This window comes from Vibrio sp. 10N.222.52.B12, assembly GCF_002875385.1.
In the GTDB taxonomy this organism is placed as follows: domain Bacteria; phylum Pseudomonadota; class Gammaproteobacteria; order Enterobacterales; family Vibrionaceae; genus Vibrio; species Vibrio jasicida.
Map to the genome: position 1 here is coordinate 1 of NZ_MDAW01000025.1, position 22,940 is coordinate 22,940.

The 22,940-nt window shown below is 46.0% G+C and carries 23 protein-coding genes; 8 read left to right on the plus strand and 15 right to left on the minus strand.

From position 1 onward, the window contains the following. Positions 1-374 precede the first annotated feature (374 nt). A complete protein-coding gene (locus BCT11_RS01540) occupies positions 375-671 on the plus strand; it encodes an endonuclease domain-containing protein (protein ID WP_042606119.1) in 297 nt (98 codons plus the stop codon). A gap of 373 nt (positions 672-1,044) precedes the next feature. On the opposite strand, the gene BCT11_RS01545 is transcribed toward BCT11_RS01540, so the two are convergent. The 4 genes from BCT11_RS01545 to BCT11_RS01560 all read right to left on the minus strand — a co-directional run bounded on the left by BCT11_RS01545 (position 1,045) and on the right by BCT11_RS01560 (position 4,800). After that, complete coding sequence (locus BCT11_RS01545; RefSeq protein ID WP_042606107.1) at positions 1,045-2,244, minus strand: NupC/NupG family nucleoside CNT transporter; 1,200 nt, start codon at positions 2,242-2,244, stop codon at positions 1,045-1,047. A 235-nt stretch (positions 2,245-2,479) separates the two neighbouring features. After that, positions 2,480-3,424, minus strand: coding sequence for a LysR family transcriptional regulator (locus BCT11_RS01550; RefSeq protein WP_038879297.1), 945 nt, complete (start codon positions 3,422-3,424; stop codon positions 2,480-2,482). Between the two features lie 71 nt (positions 3,425-3,495). Further along, positions 3,496-4,467 (minus strand): lytic murein transglycosylase, encoded by a 972-nt coding sequence (locus BCT11_RS01555; RefSeq protein ID WP_038865648.1) that lies wholly within the window; start codon positions 4,465-4,467, stop codon positions 3,496-3,498. Positions 4,468-4,518: 51 nt separating this feature from the next. Further along, positions 4,519-4,800, minus strand: a complete 282-nt coding sequence (locus BCT11_RS01560; RefSeq protein WP_038865650.1) for a YcgL domain-containing protein — start codon at positions 4,798-4,800, stop codon at positions 4,519-4,521. A gap of 197 nt (positions 4,801-4,997) precedes the next feature. On the opposite strand from BCT11_RS01560, the gene minC reads away from it, so the two are divergent. Genes minC through minE form a run of 3 tightly spaced genes read left to right on the plus strand, consistent with a single transcriptional unit; the run spans position 4,998 to position 6,756 of the window. After that, positions 4,998-5,660, plus strand: a complete 663-nt coding sequence (minC, locus tag BCT11_RS01565; RefSeq protein ID WP_038865652.1) for a septum site-determining protein MinC — start codon at positions 4,998-5,000, stop codon at positions 5,658-5,660. 17 nt (positions 5,661-5,677) lie between these two features. Beyond that, complete coding sequence (minD, locus tag BCT11_RS01570; RefSeq protein WP_005437688.1) at positions 5,678-6,490, plus strand: septum site-determining protein MinD; 813 nt, start codon at positions 5,678-5,680, stop codon at positions 6,488-6,490. Between the two features lie 2 nt (positions 6,491-6,492). After that, the gene (gene minE, locus BCT11_RS01575) at positions 6,493-6,756 is read left to right on the plus strand and encodes a cell division topological specificity factor MinE (protein WP_005437690.1); all 264 of its coding nucleotides are present in this window, start codon (positions 6,493-6,495) and stop codon (positions 6,754-6,756) included. 267 nt (positions 6,757-7,023) lie between these two features. Here the strand turns inward: minE and rnd are convergent, their stop codons facing one another. From rnd to BCT11_RS01610, 7 genes are all read right to left on the minus strand, one after another. After that, the gene (gene rnd, locus BCT11_RS01580) at positions 7,024-8,142 is read right to left on the minus strand and encodes a ribonuclease D (RefSeq protein WP_102386921.1); all 1,119 of its coding nucleotides are present in this window, start codon (positions 8,140-8,142) and stop codon (positions 7,024-7,026) included. Between the two features lie 87 nt (positions 8,143-8,229). Further along, positions 8,230-9,921: a long-chain-fatty-acid--CoA ligase FadD gene (fadD, locus tag BCT11_RS01585; protein WP_102386922.1), complete on the minus strand. Its 1,692-nt coding sequence runs from the start codon at positions 9,919-9,921 to the stop codon at positions 8,230-8,232. Positions 9,922-10,027: 106 nt separating this feature from the next. Next, a complete protein-coding gene (locus BCT11_RS01590) occupies positions 10,028-10,882 on the minus strand; it encodes an alpha/beta hydrolase (protein ID WP_102386923.1) in 855 nt (284 codons plus the stop codon). 6 nt (positions 10,883-10,888) lie between these two features. Continuing rightward, positions 10,889-11,446 carry a Slp family lipoprotein gene (locus tag BCT11_RS01595; protein WP_038879286.1) on the minus strand — a complete coding sequence of 186 codons (558 nt, stop codon included), beginning with the start codon at positions 11,444-11,446 and terminating at the stop codon, positions 10,889-10,891. Between the two features lie 25 nt (positions 11,447-11,471). Beyond that, positions 11,472-11,777 (minus strand): hypothetical protein, encoded by a 306-nt coding sequence (locus BCT11_RS01600; RefSeq protein WP_005428720.1) that lies wholly within the window; start codon positions 11,775-11,777, stop codon positions 11,472-11,474. A 60-nt stretch (positions 11,778-11,837) separates the two neighbouring features. After that, positions 11,838-12,539: a tRNA (adenosine(37)-N6)-threonylcarbamoyltransferase complex dimerization subunit type 1 TsaB gene (tsaB, locus tag BCT11_RS01605; protein ID WP_102386924.1), complete on the minus strand. Its 702-nt coding sequence runs from the start codon at positions 12,537-12,539 to the stop codon at positions 11,838-11,840. Positions 12,540-12,584: 45 nt separating this feature from the next. Beyond that, positions 12,585-14,510, minus strand: coding sequence for an ATP-dependent DNA helicase (locus BCT11_RS01610; RefSeq protein ID WP_102386925.1), 1,926 nt, complete (start codon positions 14,508-14,510; stop codon positions 12,585-12,587). Between the two features lie 217 nt (positions 14,511-14,727). Here BCT11_RS01610 and purU point away from each other — a divergent pair, with 217 nt between their 5' ends. Further along, positions 14,728-15,561: a formyltetrahydrofolate deformylase gene (gene purU, locus BCT11_RS01615; RefSeq protein WP_038879279.1), complete on the plus strand. Its 834-nt coding sequence runs from the start codon at positions 14,728-14,730 to the stop codon at positions 15,559-15,561. 75 nt (positions 15,562-15,636) lie between these two features. Here the strand turns inward: purU and BCT11_RS01620 are convergent, their stop codons facing one another. After that, a complete protein-coding gene (locus BCT11_RS01620; protein WP_039975583.1) occupies positions 15,637-16,236 on the minus strand; it encodes a VOC family protein in 600 nt (199 codons plus the stop codon). A gap of 220 nt (positions 16,237-16,456) precedes the next feature. Here BCT11_RS01620 and argS point away from each other — a divergent pair, with 220 nt between their 5' ends. The 3 genes from argS (at position 16,457) to BCT11_RS01640 (ending at position 19,402) form a co-directional block, all read left to right on the plus strand. Next, positions 16,457-18,190 (plus strand): arginine--tRNA ligase, encoded by a 1,734-nt coding sequence (gene argS, locus BCT11_RS01630; RefSeq protein WP_038865662.1) that lies wholly within the window; start codon positions 16,457-16,459, stop codon positions 18,188-18,190. Positions 18,191-18,301: 111 nt separating this feature from the next. Next, positions 18,302-18,730 (plus strand): HIT domain-containing protein, encoded by a 429-nt coding sequence (locus BCT11_RS01635; protein ID WP_054756977.1) that lies wholly within the window; start codon positions 18,302-18,304, stop codon positions 18,728-18,730. Positions 18,731-18,880: 150 nt separating this feature from the next. Continuing rightward, on the plus strand, positions 18,881-19,402 hold the full coding sequence (locus BCT11_RS01640; protein WP_102386926.1) for a YqhA family protein: 522 nt from the start codon (positions 18,881-18,883) through the stop codon (positions 19,400-19,402). A gap of 91 nt (positions 19,403-19,493) precedes the next feature. Here the strand turns inward: BCT11_RS01640 and BCT11_RS01645 are convergent, their stop codons facing one another. From BCT11_RS01645 to BCT11_RS01655, 3 genes are read right to left on the minus strand one after another with little or no spacing between them, the layout of a single operon-like run. Next, complete coding sequence (locus tag BCT11_RS01645) at positions 19,494-19,724, minus strand: FeoC-like transcriptional regulator (RefSeq protein ID WP_038865666.1); 231 nt, start codon at positions 19,722-19,724, stop codon at positions 19,494-19,496. Next, complete coding sequence (gene feoB, locus BCT11_RS01650) at positions 19,721-21,997, minus strand: Fe(2+) transporter permease subunit FeoB (RefSeq protein ID WP_102386927.1); 2,277 nt, start codon at positions 21,995-21,997, stop codon at positions 19,721-19,723. Before feoB ends, BCT11_RS01645 begins: the two co-directional genes overlap by 4 nt. Next, positions 21,997-22,224: a FeoA family protein gene (locus BCT11_RS01655; RefSeq protein WP_038879271.1), complete on the minus strand. Its 228-nt coding sequence runs from the start codon at positions 22,222-22,224 to the stop codon at positions 21,997-21,999. The genes feoB and BCT11_RS01655 overlap by 1 nt, the downstream gene beginning before the upstream one ends. Between the last annotated feature and the right edge of the window lie 716 nt (positions 22,225-22,940).

The window sequence follows — 22,940 nt, forward strand, 5'->3', positions numbered from 1 at the left end:
ATGCAGCAATCGGATTTAGTTTGGAGTAACAACCCCCTCTAACTCCCCCTTGAAAATGGGGAGGACCGGACTGAGATCGCTATTCGTTCGCTAACTTATTCAAATGCAGCTACCGGATTTAGTTTGGAGTAACAACCCTCTCTAACTCCCCCTTGAAAATGGGGAGGACTGGATCGCTCTAACAGATGCAATCAAAGCAAACATTATATGAATTCTCGATTATCGCTTCACACTAAGCGCACTCCGCTCTAGTCCCCTCCCCTTTTTAAGGGGAGGGTTAGGGAGGGGTTGAGAACGCAAAGGAAGCACAAGTGCAACAACGAACGTTTAACTTGAAGTATCAAAAGAAAATCAGAAGCCAGCTACGCTCGAATATGCCAAAACCTGAAGAAGTACTTTGGCAAAAAATTAGACGAAAACAACTCGGTGTAAAGTTTCGTAGGCAACACGGTATTGGTCGCTACATCGTTGACTTCTATTGTGCTGAATTGAGTCTCGTAATAGAAATTGATGGCGATAGCCATTTCTCTACCGAGGGAAAAGAGAAAGATACAAAGAGGGATGCATTCATAGAAGCGTTGGGGATTAAGGTTCTGCGATTTACCAACGAAGAAGTGATGAAGCAAACCGAGTCTGTTTTGGAAAGGATTATTCAATTTAGTTCGGAGTAATAACCCCTCTAGCTCCCCCTTAAAAATGGGGAGGACTGGACTGAGCTCGCTACTCGTTTGTTAACTTATTCAAATGCAGCAACCGGATTTAGTTTGAAGTAATAACCCCCCTCTAACTCCCCCTTGAAAATGGGGAGGACCTGACTGAGATCGCTATTCGTTCACTAACTTATTCAAATGCAGCGACCGGATTTAGTTCGGAGCAGCAACCCCCTCTAACTCCCCCTTAAAAATAGGGAGGACCGGAAAGAGATCGATTCAACTAATGCAATCGCTACAGACATTATATTAACTGTCGATTGGCGCTCCATACTCAGCGCACTCAGGTCTAGTCCCCTCCCCTTTTTAAGGGGAGGGTTAGGGAGGGGTTCTGTTACAAACTCAAAATCACGCCAGCGATTGATGCACTCATCAGGTTTGCCATTACGCCTGCTGCGATTGCGCGGAAGCCGTATTTCGAGATGAATGAACGCTTCTCTGGTACGAGTGAGCCTAGGCCGCCAATTAGCATTGCCATGGTTGAGATGTTCGCGAAACCACACAGTGCGAAGGTTACGATAGCTTGTGAGTGTGCGCTTAACTGAGACTTCACTTCCATCAGTTGGATGAAAGCTACGAACTCGTTTACCACAATCTTGTTACCGATCAGAGAACCAGCCACGATAGCTTCGTTCCAAGGGATACCCAGCAACCATGCGATTGGTGCGAATAGGTAACCAAGTACTAGCTCGAAGCTCAGTTCCATGCCAAACAGACCGCCAAACCAGCCTAGAATGCCGTTTAGCATCGCGATAACACTCACAAACGCCAATAGGGTTGCACCTACCGCTACTGCGATACGTAGACCAGACATTGCGCCGTCTGCCATTGCTTCAACCACGTTGGTTGCTCGTGGAATTTCTACTTGGTCTAGGTCGATATCTGGAGTTGTGGTGTCTGTCTCTGGCATCATGATTTTGGCCATCAGAAGACCCGCAGGCGCAGACATGAATGCCGCTGCGATTAGGAAGTTCAGATCCACACCCAGTGATGCGTAACCTACTAGTGTGCCACCAGCAACCGATGCCAAACCACCAGTCATTACTGCGAAGAACTGAGAGTCTGTCATGTGCTTAAGATATGGCTTAACGACTAGTGGTGCTTCAATCATGCCCACAAAGATGTTCGCTGTAGCAGACAGTGATTCTGCTCGGCCAGTGCCTAACAAGCGCTGTAGACCACCACCGATTAGGTTGATCACTTTAGGCATCAGACCGATGTGGTACAAACCTGAAATCAGTGCTGAAAAGAAGATAATAATGCCAAGTACGTTGATCGCGAAGGTAAAGCCACCTGTTGCTAGGTTGCCAAATAGGAACGCGATGCCCTCTTGACCGTAGTTGATCAGATTAGAAACCGCGCCAGTTACTGCGTTAAGCGCTTCTTTACCCGCTGGTACATACAATACCAAAAGCGCGAAGATAACTTGCAGAGCAAAAGCCAAAGACACCGTTCGTAGACGAATGTTCTTACGGTTAGTCGAAAGCAGCCATGCTACGAATAGGATGGCTACGATACCAAGAATTGAGTTCATAAAATGAATCCGACAAAGGGGGAACAGGAAAGGCGTCGGATTGTATAGAGCATAATAAATGCTGCAAGTTGGAGATGTTAACAGGCTGAATAAGTCAGCTGGTTGCAATTTAACCAGCCAAATAACCCATTGAATTAAATGAAGATAAACGTTTGCCTAAAATCATTATTTCCAAATGGAAAAGATGTTTCTGAATTTGGAAAAATTTTGTGATTCAAATCACCTTATGTACTCGCTACTTAGGAATCGAGATATAAGGAGCTAATCGCTGATCCCAATGGCAAGGCGATCCGATCTTCTGTTTGATGAAGTCGATCACTGCAGAGATCTTTTTCGGCATATGCTGACGACTTGGGTACACCGCATAAAACGGCATAGATTGGCTGGCTCTCCAATCTGGTAGAAGCTGAATCAGTTTACCTGAGCGGAATTCATCCCCTAGCAAGTAAGTGGCTAAGTAAGCAATCCCCCAGCCTGCGATCGCAGCATCACGTACCGCTTCTGCCAAATCGACTGAGTAGTTGCCAGAGACTTTCACGTTGAGTTCTTGCTCGCGATTGGTGAACGCCCAACTGGTGTAGTCACGCTCCCAACTGCGGTAGATAAGACAGTTGTGTTGCGACAAGTCATTCGGTTCGGTTGGTGTATCGTACTTGAGTAAGTAATCCGGCGATGCCGCAACCACGAATTGGCAATCTGCTAAGCGCTGAGCAATGTAACCTTCTGGCAAATGTTCATTATTGGTGATCCACAGATCCAAGCCTTCTTCGAGCATATCGACTTTGTAATCGAACAAATGCACTTCAACTTGCAGTTGTGGGTACTGCTCGCGAAGTTCTTGGATCGCAGGAATGATGTGGAGTGTGCCAAAAGATTGCGACAAACCGAGACGAACCAAACCGGCGACTTCATCGCGTTGGCTTTCCATCTCTAACGTGGCACTGCTAACGGCTTGTACCACTTGCTCACAGTGGTGGTAGAAGGTTTGCCCCGCTTCGGTTGGCGTGAAGCTGCGCGTGGTACGTTGCACAAGCTTGATGCCTAATGAAGCTTCTAATTGGCTAAGCTGTTTACTGACGTGAGAAACAGACACACCAAGGCTCTTTGCCGCAGCGGTAAAATTCTTATGTTTGATCAACGCCGAGAAGATCACCATTTGTGCAGCACGTTCAGATAACACGCAAACCTCGTTTAAAATAGAGAAAACAAAGGGCTCCGAAGAGCCCCTTTTTGTTCGTTTATACATTCAACTTAGAATGTGATGCGGTCAGCTAAGTGACTTACCGCCAGTGCGAAGTAGTAAGAGCGGTTCCACTTCATCAACACATTGTAGTTGTTGTACACCAAGTAAGTACGGCCGTTCTCATCGTCTGGCATGATCAGCCAAGCCTTGATGTCTTCGTCCAGCTTAGGAAGTGGGCTGCCATCGTATTTGGTGATGCCAAGCTTGCTCCACTCTTGAAGGTACTTACCTTTTTCTGCTTCGCGACCTTGCAGGTTGTGGTCAATGCCGTGTGGCACTTTAACCTGACGCCCCCAAGTGAACTTATCATCCCAACCAGATTTGCTTAGGTAGTTCGCAGTAGAAGCAAACACGTCTGCTTCTGATTGCCAGATGTCCTTCTTACCGTCACCGTTACCATCCGCGGCAAAGCGCAGGAATGAGCTTGGCATAAACTGACATTGACCCATCGCGCCAGCCCAAGAACCTTTGAAGTTCTCTAGCTCGATATGACCTTCATCTAGGATTTGTAGCGCCGCCATGGTTTCTTTACGGAAGAACTCTTCACGACGACCTTCAAATGCCATGGTCGACAACGCGTCGATCACGCGGAAGTTACCGGTGAACTTACCGAAGTTACTTTCCACGCCCCAAAGTGCAACGATAAAGCGCGGCTGTACACCAAACTCATCGCCAATGCGTTTTAGTTCAGCGTAGTGTTCTTTATACAGTTGCTTCGCTTGCTTGACCTTCCACTCAGGAACCGCACGCGGAATGTATTCGTCTAACGTCAGTTTCTTCTCTGGCTGGTTACGGTCTGCTTTTACTGCTCGTGGTTTGTATTCCACATCAGAAAAAGCGGCACTGATCACCTGCTCAGAAATACCTTTGTCACGCGCTTCTGCACGCAATTTATTTAGGTATTCATCAAAGCCGTCGCTGCTTGCAAAGGCTGAAGTACACATACCAACGCTGAGCATGGCTGCCAGTAATTTTTTCATATCGCCCTCCTTTATGAGCGAGGCAGAATTCCCAGATGAAAAGTTGCGAGTTTATTCGCCTTTCTGCTGGGCTTTTTGTTCTTTGTATTTATCGAGTAGGTTTTCCGGCGGAGGCGGAACCTGTAGGAAGAAACCGTCATTAATTAATGAAGCTTTCACTTTCTCGACATCAACTTGTGCCAAAGTACGGCCATCAAGTTTGATTGTCATCACCGGCATAGGCTTACCGAACATTTGCATAAGCATGTCAGGAACCTGTGAGAAATCATCCTTTTTCGGAATATAGAGATAAGTGCCTTCTTTTTTAGAACTTTTATAAATAGAACAAAGCATGACGAGCCTTTTGTGCTGATTTACCCGCTTTGAGTGCGGATTTTGTTGAAAACGTAAAATTCTCGCAAACTTGATTGCAAATTTGAGATTAATTCACTTATTTGCTCGCTTGAGAACTTGCTGCGCTAAAGGATGAAATATAACATGACAGACCTAGTTTAAGGCAACGCTCTTTCAATAAAGGCAAGAAGTCCACGATGACCCATTCACCTGACCTTAAAGGTAGCAGTTTTACATTGTCAGTTTTACACCTTTCTGACAATGAGATCGCTACGACTGTCGAATTTTTGCAAGAAAAGGTTTCTCAAGCGCCTTCTTTCTTCGCATCCGCACCTCTGGTTATCAATATAGCAAAAGTAGAAGGTGATATTGATTTCCTCGCACTTAAACAAGGCATCGCTGACGCAGGGTTTATTCCGGTTGGTGTGACTGGCTGTAAAGATAAACGCGTTCAAAACCTTGCTTCAGAAGCGGGCTTCGCCATCATGTCTGCGAGCAAATCTCCAACTCAAGCACCAGCCAAAATGGCTCCAACGAAGATCGTGCGTACGCCTGTTCGTTCTGGTCAGCAAATCTATGCGAAAGACGGTGACTTAGTTGTACTAGCACACGTAAGCGCTGGTGCAGAAGTGATTGCTGATGGCTCTATTCACATTCATGGCACCCTACGCGGACGTGCTATTGCTGGGGCGAGTGGCCAACAAGAAGCACGAATTATTTGTCACGATTTACAAGCTGAACTGGTTTCCATTGCAGGAGATTACTGGTTGAGCGATCAAATTGAGAGTGAGTATTGGCAAAAGAAAGTAATGATCAGTAAAGCCGAAGAATCATTACATCTAGAAACACTCACGATTTAGTCTAAAAAGGAAATAAAATGGCACGCATTATTGTAGTAACGTCTGGCAAAGGTGGCGTTGGTAAAACCACTTCAAGCGCAGCCATCGCCTCGGGTCTGGCTCTAAAGGGTAAAAAGACTGCGGTGATCGATTTTGATATCGGCTTGCGTAACCTCGATCTTATCATGGGCTGTGAACGCCGCGTGGTGTATGACTTTGTTAACGTCATCAACGGCGAAGCAACGCTTAACCAAGCGATGATCAAAGACAAGCGCACAGATAACCTATTCATTCTTCCAGCTTCTCAAACACGAGATAAAGACGCGCTAACGAAAGATGGCGTACAACGTGTGTTCACTGAGTTGGATGAGATGGGCTTCGACTTCATCATCTGTGACTCGCCAGCAGGTATCGAGCAAGGTGCTCTGATGGCGCTGTACTACGCAGATGAAGCGATCGTAACGACGAACCCGGAAGTATCTTCGGTACGTGACTCCGACCGTATCCTAGGTATTTTGGATTCGAAGTCGCTACGCGCAGAGCAAGGTCTTGAGCCAGTTAAGCAGCACCTACTGTTAACACGTTACAACCCTTCTCGCGTAACACAGGGTGAGATGCTAAGCGTTGAAGACGTGGAAGAGATCCTACACATTTCTCTATTGGGTGTGATTCCAGAGAGCCAAGCGGTACTGAATGCATCAAACAAAGGTGTACCTGTGATCTTTGACGAGAACACCGACGCAGGTATGGCTTACTCTGATACGGTAGACCGCCTACTGGGCAATCAGGTTGAATTTCGTTTCCTTACTGAGGAGAAGAAAGGACTCTTTAAACGACTATTCGGAGGCTAGACATGTCACTACTAGAATTTTTCCGCCCACAAAAGAAAACTTCTGCGAATCTAGCCAAAGAGCGTTTGCAGATCATCGTTGCTGAGCGTCGTAGCCAGAACGATCCTGCGCCTTCTTACTTGCCTCAATTGAAAGAGGACATCTTGAAGGTGATCAGCAAATACGTTGCGATTGATCCAAACATGGTGGATTTGACGTTTGAACACAAGGACGATGATATTTCGGTTCTTGAGCTAAACGTGAAGTTGCCAGAAGACGAGAAGTAATTACTTTTCGACTTTGCTTGAGAGTCTTCCTCTTCGTCATTCTGGACAGCGAGGTACGAGCGTGATTCAGAATCTATTACCAGAGTACTCGGCTTGGTGAAAGAAGGTTTTGGCTTCAAAGCGGACTGTCAGTAGATTCCTAGTCTCACCTAGGTTCGCTGGAATGACCCAGTGGATTAGCCCTGCTAAAATGGGGACTCCAAGTAAAATACAAATGCGTGTTACAAAAAAGGTTGGCGATAGTGCCAACCTTTTTTTATTTGGTACTTACTTCAGTACCTTATTCATCTTCTCGCCGAGCAATTCAAGACGCCAGCCTTGCATCACATCCGGTAGACGCGCTGGGTCGCGGTCTTTCTTCCATACCCAACTGATGATTTGGTTGATCTGCTTTTTAGACGCCAAGAACTCGGTCGCCAAGCCTGATTTTTGCGATGCTACCTTCACCACATCCTTCATGTTCTTGAAGATTTGCTTGTAGCCTGGGTAATCCATCAAACGTTCGATTTTCGCTGGGTAATCATCGGCAGGTGTTTGCTTTGCACTTTTCACAATGGCCGCAATTCGTGCGCCGTGGCGGTTAATCGCACGAATGTCGATGCCTTCCGCTTCCATCTTCTTAAAGTTTGTCAGCCCAAGGCGAGCCACCGTCAGCAAGTCGCCTTCTTTGAAAATGAAGTTCAATGCAAGGTCGCGCTTGATCGCTTCGCGGTAACGCCAAGTCGCTAAAGGCTTAAGAATCGCAAGTTCAGCCGGTCTTAGTTGCCATGCACCTTTGATGTCTAGGTAAACGGTTTCTTCGTTTAAGTTACGAATACGCTTTGATACAAGCAGATCACTCTCTTGCTGAACCGCTTCCCACCAGCCTGCTTCGTTCACTTTATCTAATAGCTTATCGTAAAGAGGCATTAGGTAGTGCACGTCCGCTGCAGCGTAATCAAGCTGCTTTTGAGTCAGTGGACGTGCCATCCAGTCAGTGCGAGACTCGCTCTTGTCTAGCTCGACACCTAGGTATTCTTCCACCAGCGTAGCAAAGCCCGTCGACAGGCCGTGACCTAGGAAAGCCGCCATCAACTGCGTATCCACCATTGGGAATGGTGTGCAGCCAAAAGCATTTTGGAAGACTTCTAAATCTTCACCACACGCGTGCAGTACTTTTAGTACTGAGGTGTCTTTTAACAACTCGACGAACGATGTCATGTCGGTCAGTTCGGTCGGATCGATAAGGGAAAGTTGTTTGCCATCGAAAAGCTGAATCAAACCTAGTTGCGGATAGTAAGTTCTGATTCGCACGAATTCGGTATCCAGCATAACTACGTCGGCTTCTCTTGCCAGAGCGCAGACTTCTTCTAGGTCTTTGTTTTTCGTAATGATCTGATAGTTCACATGCTTCTCGCTATAAAAAAATGCCAGCAAAACGCTGGCATTCTAACACTATTTGGCAATAAATGATTGTTGCACAAAGAAATCCGCTTATGCGCTCTTCTTCGCGAGCTCTGCGTCGTTCTCTTCGCGCAATACGCGACGAAGGATCTTACCTACGTTGGTCTTAGGTAGATCTTCACGGAACTCAACCAACTTCGGTACTTTGTAGCCCGTTAGGTGTTGGCGACAGTGTGCAATCACTTCGTCTTTGGTCAGGCTTGGATCGCGTTTTACAACGTAGATCTTCACCAACTCGCCAGACACTTCGTGAGGCTGACCGATAGCCGCGACTTCCAGTACTTTGCCGTGCAGTGCAACTACGTCTTCAATTTCATTCGGATAAACGTTGAAGCCTGATACAAGAATCATGTCTTTCTTACGATCAACAATGTGCAAGAAGCCTTCATCATCAAACTTAACGATGTCACCCGTCGATAGCCAACCGTCTTCGTTGATCACTTCTTTGGTCGCTTCTGGGCGCTGCCAGTAACCTTGCATCACTTGAGGACCGCGAACTTGAAGCTCACCTGTCTCTGTGTTTGCAAGTGCATTACCTTCTTCATCAACAATACGTACTTCAGTTGATGGTACAGGCAGACCAATAGAACCGTTGTATTCCACTAGGTCGTGCGGATAAGCCGCCACCAACGGAGAACATTCTGTTAGACCGTAACCTTCTAGTAGGTAACAGCCGGTGGTCTTTTGCCATTTTTCAGCCACGGCACGTTGTACTGCCATACCACCACCTACAGCTAGGCGAAGGTTGCTGAAATCTAGCTCATGGAAATCTTCGTTGTTCACTAGCGCGTTAAACAGGGTGTTAACACCAGTAATTGCAGTGAACTGGTATTTTTGCAGCTCTCTCACAAAGCCCGGAATATCACGCGGGTTAGTGATAAGCAAGTTGTTGCCACCCATTTCAACGAACAGCAGACAGTTCACCGTCAGTGCGAATACGTGGTAAAGCGGCAGTGCCGTAACAACAAGCTCGCGACCTGGAGACAGTACTGGACCGTATGCACCTTTCGCCTGCATAACGTTAGCAATCATGTTGCGGTGCGTCAGGATTGCGCCTTTCGCTACGCCCGTTGTACCACCGGTATACTGCAGGAATGCGATATCATCACCAGACATGAATGGCTTCACGTACTGAAGGCGACGACCTCTGTGCAGTGCTTTACGCATTGAGATTGCGCCAGGTAAGTCGTATTTAGGCACCATGCCCTTCACGTATTTAACGACGAAGTCGACAAGCGTACCTTTCGCGCGTGGTAGCATTTGGCCAAGACTGGTCAAGACTACGTGTTTCACTGGTGTATTTTCTACAACCTGCTCAAGTGTGTTCGCGAAGTTAGAAACGATAACGATCGCCGTTGCACCAGCATCGTTTAGCTGATGTTCAAGCTCACGTGGAGTATAAAGTGGGTTCACGTTCACAGCGATACAGCCAGCACGCAAAACACCAAATAGCGCGACAGGGTATTGCAGCAGGTTTGGCATCATAAGCGCGACACGGTCGCCCTTCTTCAGCTTAAGTTCGTTTTGTAGGTATGCGGCGAATGCGCGGCTACGCTCTTCCAATTTGCGGAAGGTCATGACCGAGCCCATGTTCATGAATGCCGGTTGGTCTGCGTACTTTTGAACAGACTGTTCGAACATTTCTACCAAAGACTCATATTGCTCTGGATTAATGGTTTCAGGTACGTCACTTGGATAACGTGAAAGCCATGGTTTATCCACGATGTTACTCCTCGTTTATAACTGGCTAAAAAATAGCGTCCTTTTTATTTTGAACACTATTACAGCACAGCAAACGTGCTTGAGCACGTAACTCTCAAACACTTGTTTAAATTTTGTTAACTACACCAAGAATTCGCTTTGCGACCTCGAGTGTTTGCTCTAAATGGCAATGGTGCCCACCCGCGACAGAAACCACATTCGGTGGATTTTCGCCCCAATCGACTTGGTTAGACTGTAAATGCTGAAATCCTTTGTCACCCAATATGATAAGGTGCGGACAGCGTATTTGGCTGGTGATCGAGTTCGCGTGGTCCTGTGTCATACGATAAAGAGAATCGCACTTTAATTTGGCATCGTGTCGCCAAAACCACTGGTTCTCGCGACATTCAGTTCCGCGCTCTACGATTGGCATCAACTGCTCGGCGGTCAGGTGATTCGCGTGTATGCGTAGCTTTAACGCCAGATCGAAAGAAGCGATAGCTCGCTCCGGTTTATTGCGTTGACGTTGTCGGCCAAGGACACCATCTCGCAGTCGTTTAACACTATTGGAAGGTTGTTCAGCGAGTGGACCCGCTCCTTCAATTTGCACTAACGCTTCGACCTGTTCAGGAAAGGCAGCACTATAGCAACTTGCGATTAAGGCGCCTAGTGAATGCCCTACTAACATCAGTCTGTTTGGTGATAATTCATCCAATAGTTGGTGTAAATCAGCAATGTAGTCGTGGAAGGGGTAGTAATTGTCCGAGGATTTATGACTGGATAAGCCATGACCAAATAGGTCAATCGCCAATAAATGAAGGTCAGGGTTTCGCTGATGGATGGCATTCATCAAACTTTTGAAGCTGCCCGCGTTATCCATCCACCCATGAAGAAAAACGACTGAACAAGCAGTCGTTTTTTCGTTTCCGATCTCTAAGGCAGCCATGCTCCCATTTGGGAGTTCGAAACGGCGCTCATTCATCACAGATTATTTAACCTTCTTGATCACCTTGCCATCTTGCGGGAAGTCATTTCGCCACATGCGGCAGTTAATAGAGTAACAAGGGTAGTAATAGGTTGGTGTGTCGTACATACGCACGCGCTCTTCAATCTTCCATAAGCGGTAGCCATCGCCTTTGATGACTGGGAAGATGTATTGGTGCTCACCAATTTTGCCTTCTTCTTCGCCCGAACCTTTACCAACAACGGTAATGATTCGACCTTTACTAAAAGAAACTGGCTCTAAGTAACCATCAAAATACACCGCAAAGCGACCCGTTGGTTCTTGGTCGATATCTGGCTTGCCAGATTTGCTGATTGGAAGGTTTACGATCTCAAGACGCGTTTGGTCTTTCAAGTTATCCACTTTCGCGATAACACCACCAAGGCGAACATCGTTTGCAGCCTGTCCTTGGTCTTCGGCAAAGGTTTTGTAATCCGTCAGAACCTGCTCGGTGCTTGCATTTAACTCTTCAGGAAGAGAGCTACAGGCAGAAAGCCCGAATGCTGCGATAATAACCAGAAAAATACGTCCAGAAAGTTTCATAAACCCCCACTATAAATTTGTTGTTTTACACATAGATATCGACACCAAGTAACTGAGCAAGTTCCTCTTTCTTCGCTCGATTCATGACATCCATATACTGTTCCATTGCTTTGCGAGCATGACCCTCGGGCAAATCATATTGCACTTGAGCGCGATGAATCTGAGACTCATCCACTTGCTTAATGGAATGCGCGACGGCGTTCGCCACCTTAGAAGGTTGACCAACGGACTGCTTATCTTGAGTTTTCTTTACCTGCCCTTTTTTACCGACTTTATTGGTGCGATTTGCACCCGGTATTAACGCAGGAGGTAAACCATTGATAGACGCCATAACGCTCCATAAAAATACAGGGCAAACGCCCTGCACTTTATCATGTCATTGAAAGACGGATTATTCGCGACCCGGAAGTTTCTTCCACGTCACATTATCACGCAGATAAACCGGGCTCGATTCTTCTACTGGGACTGTGTTGCCTTTCTTAAGCTCCTGCTCAGCAAGAATCACGATGTCTTGCGAATCAGGGTAAAGCACATCACCGCTCGTTAAGTTGAATGGCAGTTTGCCAAGATCGTCTTGGTAAGCATCCCAACCAGTACCCGCTTTAGTCCACGTTTTGTCGTCTGCTTGCGCTTCTTCCGCTAGACGCGCTGGTGGAATAACGCATTCTGCATCCACACCGGCCCATTCACCGTTTTCTTGGCGAGTGTAACGTGCCCAGTAAACTTCACTCATGCGTGCATCAATCGCAACAGCTACATCCGTTGCGCCGCGTAGACGGTAGCTTGCTTGCGCCATCGCAGCCAGCGTTGAAACGCCGATCATTGGCAGATCAGCACCAAACGCTAAACCTTGTGCAATACCAATCCCGATACGAACGCCAGTAAAACTGCCCGGACCACGACCAAACGCCAATGCGTCTAAATCTTGTAGAGTCAGGCCCGCTTCTTTCAGTACTTCGTCTACCATAGGCAGCACTTTCTTAGTGTGGTCACGAGGAGCCACTTCACTGCGTGAAATCACTTGGTCATTAACCAGTAGCGCAACTGAACAGTTTTCAGTTGCCGTATCGATAGCAAGAATTTTTGCGCTCATGTAACTCTCTACAATTCTTCTTTAATTTATTGATGCCACAGCGTATTAATCTGCGGCAGGTTGTTCTGTTTTTAGGAATGTTTTGATTCGTTCCAAATCCCGTGTTCTTGGGATTGGCGGTAAACTGCCGAGGAAGATGCCACCGTAATCACGCGTTATCAAACGGTTGTCGCAAATGATCAAGGCACCATGGTCTTTTTGGTCTCGAATCAAACGTCCTACACCCTGCTTTAACGTGATAACCGCATCTGGGATTTGCACTTCTGCAAACGGCTCACCGCCACGTAATCGACAATCTTCGATTCGGGCTTTGAGCAGCGGGTCATCAGGGGCAGTAAACGGTAATTTGTCGATGATAACACAGCTCAGCGCATCACCTCTAACATCGATCCCCTCCCAGAATGCCCCCGTCGCCACCAGCAATGCATTACCTAGCTCCATAAACTCGGCAAGGGTCTTTTGTTTGCTCATTTCGCCTTGCATTAGCACTGGCAAATCCAGCACTTCACGAAAGCGTTCACCAAGCTCACGCATCATGCTGTGCGAAGTACACAGAAAGAAACAACGCCCATCGTTTTCTTCAATTACAGGCGCAAGCATTCGCACCAGTTTGTCGGCTAAGCCAGGGCTGTTTGGCTCTGGTAGATAACGAGGCACACATAAGCGTGCTTGCTTCTCGTAATCAAACGGAGATGGCAACGAAAACTGTTGCTTCGGCTTTAATCCAAGACGGTCGGTAAAGTGTTTAAAGTCACCCGAAACCGCTAGGGTTGCTGAGGTAAAAATCCACGCGCCTTGTTTGATTTCGATTTGCTCATGGAATTTATCCGCCACAGAAAGCGGCGTAATGTGCAGAGCAAAATGACGTGGCGATGTATCAAACCAATAGGAATAACCTGTGATGTCGACATCGCAAACACGGTCAATTCGACCTTTTATTAGATTGGCACGTTCAAACGCAGTATCCAGCAACTGGCTTCGACCCAGTGCCAGTTTCAACACATCAATCGCCAGATCTAAGCTATCAGTTAAACGCACCAATTCACGTTTAATGGACTCAGATTGCATCGCTTCACGCCAGTTACCACGAAAGCCCGGCTCACCCAGCACGATGCGCATGTCCATCGCACTTTGCATCAGCTTATCGCCCACTTTTTGCAGCTGGCGCATGTCTTTTGCCTCTGTACGGTACGCAATCTCAATGTCTTTGGCGAGCTCTTGGATCTGACGGCTAGAGATCGATTGACCGAAGTATTCGCTGGCAATATCTGGAAGCTGGTGAGCTTCGTCGAAGATGAACACGTCAGCTTCTGGGATCAATTCACCAAAGCCAGTTTCTTTGATCGCAAGGTCTGCAAGGAATAAGTGGTGGTTGACTACAACAATGTCTGAATCCATCGCACGTTTACGTGCTTTCAAGACGAAACAATCGGTGTAGCTCGGACAGTCTTTACCCAGACAGTTATCATTCGTTGACGTAATCGTCGGAATAATCATGCTGTCTTCTGGCAGATCATCGCAATCACCCAAGTCACCCGTTTTAGTTTCAGACGACCAACTACGAACCTTAACCAATTGGGTAAGCAGTGTTGGGTCAGCTTGATTCGTATGGCTTTCGACCATTTGACGACTTAAACGATCCAAACAAAGGTAGTTAGAACGACCTTTTAAAAGTGCCACTTGACCATAGAAGCCCAGCGAATTCACCATCAAAGGCAAATCACGGTGATACAGCTGTTCTTGTAGGTTCTTCGACCCGGTACTGATGATGACTTTCTTGCCACTCAATAACGCAGGCACAAGGTAAGCGAAGGTTTTGCCGGTCCCCGTTCCCGCTTCAACCACCAACTGAGTTTGGTCTTTGATCGCATTGCTGACAGCTTCTGCCATATCAATTTGTGGCTGGCGAGCTTGGAAGCCCGGAATGGCTTTACCTAACGCGCCCTCAGAGGAGAATGTTTTTGCGATCATGCCTGACATCTGGTTGGAAAAATTGTCGAGAGTATATCAGGAGTTGAGCGTAAACATCAGCCAACAAAAGCACTAGGTTTTAGCATCATGCGGATAATTTGTTGAAACCACGCCAAGAATAGATTATTTATGAAGTCAGATTGCCGTACGATTCACGCTTCTAAAGTGAGTACTTGATTCGTACGCTAGAAAAATAATGCATGGAAGTATCTGATTTATGGAAAAGAAAACACTGTTGACTCATTGCAGCGACGCACCGGGTCTAATCTCAAAAATCACCAATATCTGTTATAAGCATCAGCTGAATATCGTTCATAATAACGAGTTTGTTGATAACACCAGTGGGCACTTTTTCATGAGAACTGAGTTGGAGGGGTACTTCAACGATCAAACGCTTCTCGCTGATTTAGATCAAGCACTGCCGCAAGGAGCAAAGCGCACGTTGATCAGCTCTCGCCGCAAACGCATCGTTATCCTAGTGACGAAAGAAGCGCACTGTTTGGGTGATATTCTGATGAAGACTTATGACGGCAGCTTAGATGTTGAAATTGCTGCAGTTGTTGGTAACTACGACAAACTGCAAACGCTGACCGAACGTTTTGATATCCCTTATCACCACGTGACACACGAAGATCTTAGCCGTGAAGAGCACGAGCAGAAGATGCTTGAAGTGATTGATCAATATGATGCCGATTATCTTGTGCTAGCGAAATACATGCGTGTTCTCACTCCAACTTTCGTAGAGAAATACCGTCACAAGATCATCAATATCCACCACAGCTTCTTACCCGCGTTTATCGGCGCAAAACCGTACCAACAAGCTTACGACCGCGGTGTGAAGATCATCGGTGCAACAGCGCACTTCGTGACGAATGACTTGGATGAAGGCCCAATCATCAAGCAGGACGTTATTCCAGTGGATCACACGTTTAGCGCACAAGATATGGCGCAAGCGGGTCGCGATGTCGAGAAGAACGTATTGAGCAAGGCTTTGAATAAAGTGATCAATGATCACGTTTTTGTTTACGGCAATAAGACGGTTATTCTTTAAGTTTATCGAATTTCAATAAAAGAAAGGGTTGCTCATTGGGCAACCCTTTCTTCTTTCTAATCATTAAAAGCTAACTTATTCAGCCTGCTCTGACTCCACAATACGCTTGAGTGAATGTGGGTGCAGCTTGATACAAATACCTTGATACTTAAACGCCACGGTTGGGTTGTTCAAGCGTTCGCCTTCCCCTTTTGGGCTCGATAGTTTGATCTTCACGCCCAGCTCTCCTAACTCATCAAAACGCGCACCAAACGCAGGATAAGTGTGTTTCAAATCCGCTAAAAACTCATCGGCGGTTTCAGCATGAGACGGAATCACAAACTCCACATGTTCCCAGCTTTCAGTTGAGTAGATTTTGCCTTCCGCTGGGTATGGTAGCTCCAAACACTCTATCTTCCAGCCACGGCTTTCCAACGCTTTGTCGAATTCGATAACAATAATTGGGCGACCGTTGATTTTCGCTTGTGAAATCACCTTACCGTATTGATTCCATGCTTCATGCGCGGCTTTCGCTGTTTCAGTATCATTAATACGCAGCGCAATATGGTCAGCTTGAGCAAAGCTCAGATCCAGTTTTAACAGGGATGCAAGCTCTTCAATCTTCGCCATAAACGCATCCAGATCTTGGATCATCAATTCAGGCGCTAGGCGTTTTTCAACTAGTTGAGTCGTCATTGTGGCTCTCTTATAGGGCGATTTATCTCATTACTCTGAGCGCAATAGTAAACGCAAACCAAGCCACATTTCCATTCAATCGAAAAAGTATAAATTTCCCCAATTCCTCTCTGTATGAAAAGCAATAAAGTTGTTATCATTAGCCCCATTTTTGTGAACTCCAACAGAACTCGGCACTTACTTCGCCGAGTTCTTCGTCCTTGAATTGAAGGAAACGCGTGTGAATATCCAAGCACTTATTAATGACAAAGTATCTCAGGCTCTAGAAGCCGCTGGCGCACCTGCAGGCAGCCCTGCGGCAGTACGCCAATCAGCAAAGCCACAATTTGGTGACTACCAAGCAAACGGCGTAATGGGCGTTGCTAAAAAACTGGGTACTAACCCACGAGAATTTGCACAGAAAGTACTGGATGTTCTAGACCTAGATGGTATTGCGAGCAAGACAGAAATCGCTGGTCCTGGTTTCATCAACATTTTCCTAAGCGAAGAGTTCCTAGCAAAACAAGCGGAAGCAGCACTGGCTGACTCACGTCTTGGCGTTGCAGCAGACGAAGCTCAAACGATCGTTGCTGACTACTCTGCACCAAACGTTGCTAAAGAAATGCACGTTGGTCACCTACGTTCAACCATCATCGGTGATGCAGTAGTACGTACTCTTGAGTTCCTAGGTCACAAAGTGATCCGTGCGAACCATATCGGTGACTGGGGTACTCAGTTCGGTATGCTTATCGCAAACCTTGAGCGTGTACAACAAGAGTCTGGCGAAGTTTCTATGGAACTGGCGGATCTTGAAGGTTTCTACCGTGAATCGAAAAAGCTGTACGATGAAGACGAAGAGTTTGCAGTAAAAGCTCGTGGCTACGTTGTAAAACTGCAAAGCGGTGACGAGTTCTGCGCAGAAATGTGGAAGAAGTTAGTTGACGTTACCATGATCCAAAACCAACGCAACTACGATCGTCTAAACGTATCTCTATCTCGTGATGACGTAATGGGCGAGAGCATGTACAACGACATGCTACCTAAGATCGTAGCAGACCTTAAAGCACAAGGTCTTGCGGTTGAAGATGACGGCGCGCAAGTTGTGTTCCTTGAAGAATTCAAGAACAAAGACGGCGAAGCGATGGGCGTTATCGTTCAGAAACGCGACGGCGGCTTCCTATACACAACAACGGACATCGCATGTGCGAAATACCGTTACGAGGAACTAGGCGCGGATCGCGTACTTTACTTCATCGACTCTCGTCAGCACCAACACCTAATGCAAGCTTGGACTATCGTTCGAAAAGCGGGTTACATTCCAGAATCTGTTTCTCTTGAACACCATGCATTCGGCATGATGCTAGGTAAAGACGGTAAACCATTCAAGACTCGTGCTGGTGGTACTGTTCGTCTAGCAGACCTTCTTGATGAAGCAGAAGTTCGTGCAGCACAGCTGATCGAATCTAAGAACCCTGAGCTAGCTGAAGACGAGAAGAAAGCGATCGCAAATACTGTTGCAATGGCAGCGGTTAAATACGCAGACCTTTCTAAGCACCGTACTACGGACTACGTGTTCGATTGGGACAACATGCTAGCGTTCGAAGGTAACACTGCACCGTACATGCAATACGCTTACACTCGTGTAGCATCTGTATTCGCTAAAGCTGGCGTTTCTATGGATGATCTACAAGGTGAAATCAAAATCACTGACGAGAAAGAAAAAGCGCTTATTGCAAAACTTATGCAGTTCGAAGAAGCGGTTCAATCTGTTGCTCGCGAAGGTCAACCACACATCATGTGTAGCTACCTATTCGAATTAGCAGGTCAGTTCTCTAGCTTCTACGAAGCGTGCCCTATCCTAGTGGCAGAAGACGAAGCAGTGAAACAAAGCCGTCTGAAACTAGCAGCGCTAACAGCGAAGACTATCAAGCAGGGTCTGTCTCTACTAGGTATCGATACTCTAGAGCGCATGTAAGCGAATCGAGAATCGAGAATCGAGATGATTTAGAAAGGTTGGCGTGAAAGCGTCAACCTTTTGTTTTATCTGGCGTATACTAATGTCATTCAATTCAAATCGGATAATATAATGAGTTTTGAACTGCACCCTCAACTGGCAAAAGACACTACCGTTATCGGTCATTTCCCACTGTGTGTGGCGCTTCTGCATAAAGACAATGCCGTGCCATGGGTTATCTTGGTACCAAAACGTGCAAACCTAAAAGAGCTTCACCACTTGCCAATGAAAGAACAGCAACAGTTTTTGCTAGAGTCTCAAGCGGTAAGCCAAGCACTGGAAGCCACATTCCGTCCAGACAAGTTAAACCTTGGTGCGCTAGGTAATATGGTGCCACAGCTGCACATTCACCATATCGCTCGCTTCAAAGATGACGTCGCATGGCCTGGACCGGTTTGGGGTAACACCAAAGGTAAATTCCGTACAGAAGAAGAGCAAAACGAGCTACTTGGGCGCATTAAGAACGTGCTGTCACTGAGCTCTATTTTCCAAAAGGCATAAGCACCGCGAGTAAAAATCATCCGCCTTTGAATACACACGAGATAAGTAGAGGAAGATTAATGCATATTTGTAACAATCTTTCTCATTATTCTGGGATTATCACTTAAATCAAACTTGTTTAGACTGCCAGCTCAATTAGAGAGGGTCATCATGAAACAAGTCTTCAACACATTCCGATACGTCAGCTGGATCGCCATCATCTGTTCTATGGCTGCTTCGTTCTTGCTTTTTGTTATGGGCGCAGCGAAAACCTATTCGGCGTTTGCAGTCTTCATTCTTAATAAAACACCTCCGGAAGCACTCGCACATTTAGATAAAGCAGATATCGCGATCGCTTATTTGATCAAGTCGCTGGATACATTTCTTGTTGCGCTAGTTTTGTTCATCTTTGCTCACGGCATCTACACACTATTTATTTCCAACAAAGCTAAAGCGAAAACACAAGAACAGTCGGTTTTACATTGGATCAGAACCCCAAACATCGGCCACCTGAAAAATATCTTGGCTGAAGTCATCATTGTGATTTTATTTGTGAAGTTCTTGGAGCTCGTACTGATTAACTTCGACAGCTTAAATTGGACGATCTTGACCTTACCTATTTCGATTTTAGTTTTAAGTCTAGGGTTGAAGTTCCTAGGGTTAGGTGCGACTAAACACTCTGAAGAGCATTGATTCCGCTGTATTCACAATACAATAACTAGCAAAAGAAAAGCCGCATCGTTACTGATGCGGCTTTGTCGTCTTTACATGATAATTTTAATTGCTACATGGTCACTGTCAGTGATAAACCATCTTGCTTAGTTACTGAGTAACGTACTCGAGTCACATCATGAGCTTTATTGGTGTCGACTAGACGGTTAATTTTTCCCTTCTTGATCCACACGCTTAACATCGCGTCGGCGCCATCTTCACTCATCCCAAACTGCTTAGCCAGATCTGATTGAGAGACGATTCCTTTGTCTGCAATGTATTGATAAAGCTCTTTTAAAATCATGCTACTTGCGCCTCTAATGCACCGTTTTGCTTCTTACCAACTCGTTTGAACACACGGTATGTACCAAAGAAGATTGCTACAATTACCGCAATCCAAATACCACTGGTCACTGGGCTATCTGCGAAATGTGTCAGTTGGTTGTAGAACGTCGCACATAGGTAAGCCAGTCCCATTGTCCATACTGCTATAAATCGAGCGAACTTATGGCCAAACTCACGTACGTAAGCACCCATTGCTGCAACACATGGTGTGTACAGTAAGATAAAGATTAGGTAAGCAAACGCTGCATTGCCAGAAGCAAACTGCGATTTGATGTTACCGAAGATAGAAGCATCGACTTCTTGTTCTTCTGCAACTGCATTTGAGTCAGTTAAGTCACCCACTTCAATACCTAGTGGATCTGAGTAGCTCAAACCGGCTAGATTTTCTGGGATACTCATTACTGCCTCTTCTAGGCTGCCCATTAGGTCAAATTCTGCGTCTTCGCCGTCGCTTGGCGTAGTGTATAGACTGTTCAGCGTACCAACTACCGCCTCTTTTGCGAAGATACCGGTAATGATGCCTACCGTCGCTGGCCAGTTGTCTTCTTGAACACCGATTGGTGAGAATACTGGAGTCACAACTTGTGCTGCTTTAGAAAGCACAGAGTTCTCGCTGTCTTCGTTACCAAAACTGCCATCAGTACCCAATGAGTTGAAGAAACTCAGAATAGCAACAACGATAACGATGGTTTTACCTGCACCAAGTACAAAGCGCTTTAGCTTTTGCCAAGTTTTGATCACCACGTTTTGTAGCGTCGGAAGCTCGTAATCAGGCATTTCCATTACTAGGCTGTCACTGCTACCTGGGTAAAGCGTGTGCTTAAGGAAAAGACCGGTAAAGATCGCTGCAACGATACCTAAAAGGTAAAGTGCAAATACAATGTTTTGACCAGAACCAGGGAAGAAAGCTGCTGCAAACAAAGCGTAGACAGGTAAACGCGCACCACATGACATAAATGGCGCCATAGATGCAGCCAGTTTACGCTCACGTTCTTGGTCTAGAGTACGAGTTGCCATGATTGACGGAACGTTACAGCCAAAACCAAGAACCAACGGTACAAATGCTTTGCCCGGTAGACCGATCTTCTGCATCACTTTGTCTAATACGAATGCTGCACGAGCCATGTAACCTGAGCTCTCAAGTACCGCTAGGAACAGGTACAAACAAGCGATAACCGGAATGAAGGTTGCAACCGTCTGGATACCACCACCGATACCATCAGCAAGAACCGTCACTAACCACACAGGCAAATGACCGTCTAACAAGTGGTGACCACCATCAACCAACAGAGCACCAACACCGATATCGAAGAAGTCGATGAACGCACTACCAATGTTGATAGAGAACATGAACATTAGGTACATCACAACGAAGAAGAATGGAATGCCCACCCACTTGTTCAAAATGAATTGGTCTAGCTTTTCAGTCACGCTGCGGCTTAGCTTACCTTCGCTACGGCGTACTTTCTTACACTCTTCGTGAAGATGTGTGTATTTGGTGTCAGCCACATGCAGGTCAACATCAAGATCTAGCTCGGCAATCGTATTTTCAACACTATTGCGGTCTGCATCCGACATGCTATTAAGAACCAGTGCATCTTTTTCTAGTGCGCGAATCGCCAATGCTCGGTGAGAAACGGTTTGATCATTGAAAAGAGCCGAAACTTTGCCGATCGCCGCTTCCATTTGTTCGCCGTAGTTCAAAGCCACTTCTTTTAACGCGACGCCTTGAACCACAGACTTGTGCAGCTTCTCTTTAAATTCTGCTACTTGTGCTTTGTTTGTCGCTGACAGGCTAACTACCGGACAACCCAACGTTTTTTCTAGTTCTGCAACGTTGATGATTTGGCGTTCACGCTTAAGTGCGTCCATTTTGTTTAATACAACAATCATCGGACGACCAAGTTCGCGCAACTGCAGTGTCATATATAAGCTACGTTCAAGACTTGTTGCATCGACTACGTTGATGATCAGATCAGCAGGGTGCGTCAGAACCGCACGAGAGGCAATGGATTCATCAATACTGTTGCTGTCATTACCACTGTCTAAAGAGTAAATGCCCGGCAGGTCAGTTAAAGCAAAGTCGTCACCGGCATGTTTGAACTGACCGGTTTTCTTCTCGACGGTGACACCTGCCCAGTTACCTACTTGCTGCTTTGCACCAGTAAGACCATTAAAAAGTGTCGTTTTACCGCTGTTTGGGTTACCGACCGTAAGAATTTGGTATTGCATTATACGCGCTCCACTTCGATGCTTTGAGCAATAGCTTCTCGTAGTGCCACAGAAACACCACGTACTTCTACTTGCAGTGGGTCACCCATTGGAGCTCGTCGAATGACTTTCACTTCAGTATTGGGAAGTAAACCCATCACCATAAGCTTTTTTCTGACATCCGATGTAAGACCTTCCAATAAACGAATAGTCACCGTTTCGCCGGGTTTAATCTCTGATAACTTCATAATGGCCCTTAAGGGTAGTGCTAATGAGAAATATTATTATTAATAGTATACAGGAAGCAGATGATACTCCGCCATTTCCTTGCATTCATTGTGTGAAATCAAAGATTTCATTAATGCTTTTGACGAAATACAACGTCAACTCCGTTAATCAATCTCTCGTCATTTTCGTCAAAATTGAATATTTTCAGCAATACAGCAATTAACACAATCGCAACAAACAAATCACCAAAAAACAAAAAACCAATAAAAAACAATTACTTGCATTTAAAATTGCATTTTGTCGCTTTTCTCACATCAACCTGTCGTTATTTTTATAAGAAAAATAAGTAAGGTCTCGTATAGTTAACCCGTCGAGAGGCAACAGCCACTCAAAAGAATTCCAGAGGTGACATGGCAACATGTCACTCCGGCAGCAAGCGAAGGTGTCATTGACACCCGTGGTATAGTCCCCCCGGCTATACCACGATATTTTTTTTCTTCTCTTTCTTTATCCACTTAACGCTTTACTTCCCTTAATACTCAATACATCAACACTCCATTGTTCACTGTTAGTTTCCCTAACTTAATTGCACTACCTCGAGCACGCTCAACCCCACACAACCAAAAGATCATGTGATAAATAGTCATAGCTCGCATCTCAAAGCATGCCTCTAACAAGCCGCGTCAAACCAAGTCGATTCGATGCTTGGCGTAATAAAAAGGTTCATCGCGGATAA

Bases quoted from the DNA above. Each gene is read 5' to 3' on its own strand.
- BCT11_RS01540 (WP_042606119.1), top strand. From the start codon at position 375: ATGCCAAAACCTGAAGAAGTACTTTGGCAAAAAATTAGACGAAAACAA.
- BCT11_RS01545 (WP_042606107.1), bottom strand. From the start codon at position 2,244: ATGAACTCAATTCTTGGTATCGTAGCCATCCTATTCGTAGCATGGCTG.
- BCT11_RS01555 (WP_038865648.1), bottom strand. From the start codon at position 4,467: ATGAAAAAATTACTGGCAGCCATGCTCAGCGTTGGTATGTGTACTTCA.
- BCT11_RS01560 (WP_038865650.1), bottom strand. From the start codon at position 4,800: ATGCTTTGTTCTATTTATAAAAGTTCTAAAAAAGAAGGCACTTATCTC.
- minC (WP_038865652.1), top strand. From the start codon at position 4,998: ATGACCCATTCACCTGACCTTAAAGGTAGCAGTTTTACATTGTCAGTT.
- minD (WP_005437688.1), top strand. From the start codon at position 5,678: ATGGCACGCATTATTGTAGTAACGTCTGGCAAAGGTGGCGTTGGTAAA.
- minE (WP_005437690.1), top strand. From the start codon at position 6,493: ATGTCACTACTAGAATTTTTCCGCCCACAAAAGAAAACTTCTGCGAAT.
- BCT11_RS01590 (WP_102386923.1), bottom strand. From the start codon at position 10,882: ATGAATGAGCGCCGTTTCGAACTCCCAAATGGGAGCATGGCTGCCTTA.
- BCT11_RS01595 (WP_038879286.1), bottom strand. From the start codon at position 11,446: ATGAAACTTTCTGGACGTATTTTTCTGGTTATTATCGCAGCATTCGGG.
- BCT11_RS01600 (WP_005428720.1), bottom strand. From the start codon at position 11,777: ATGGCGTCTATCAATGGTTTACCTCCTGCGTTAATACCGGGTGCAAAT.
- tsaB (WP_102386924.1), bottom strand. From the start codon at position 12,539: ATGAGCGCAAAAATTCTTGCTATCGATACGGCAACTGAAAACTGTTCA.
- BCT11_RS01610 (WP_102386925.1), bottom strand. From the start codon at position 14,510: ATGATCGCAAAAACATTCTCCTCTGAGGGCGCGTTAGGTAAAGCCATT.
- purU (WP_038879279.1), top strand. From the start codon at position 14,728: ATGGAAAAGAAAACACTGTTGACTCATTGCAGCGACGCACCGGGTCTA.
- BCT11_RS01620 (WP_039975583.1), bottom strand. From the start codon at position 16,236: ATGACGACTCAACTAGTTGAAAAACGCCTAGCGCCTGAATTGATGATC.
- BCT11_RS01635 (WP_054756977.1), top strand. From the start codon at position 18,302: ATGAGTTTTGAACTGCACCCTCAACTGGCAAAAGACACTACCGTTATC.
- BCT11_RS01640 (WP_102386926.1), top strand. From the start codon at position 18,881: ATGAAACAAGTCTTCAACACATTCCGATACGTCAGCTGGATCGCCATC.
- BCT11_RS01645 (WP_038865666.1), bottom strand. From the start codon at position 19,724: ATGATTTTAAAAGAGCTTTATCAATACATTGCAGACAAAGGAATCGTC.
- feoB (WP_102386927.1), bottom strand. From the start codon at position 21,997: ATGCAATACCAAATTCTTACGGTCGGTAACCCAAACAGCGGTAAAACG.
- BCT11_RS01655 (WP_038879271.1), bottom strand. From the start codon at position 22,224: ATGAAGTTATCAGAGATTAAACCCGGCGAAACGGTGACTATTCGTTTA.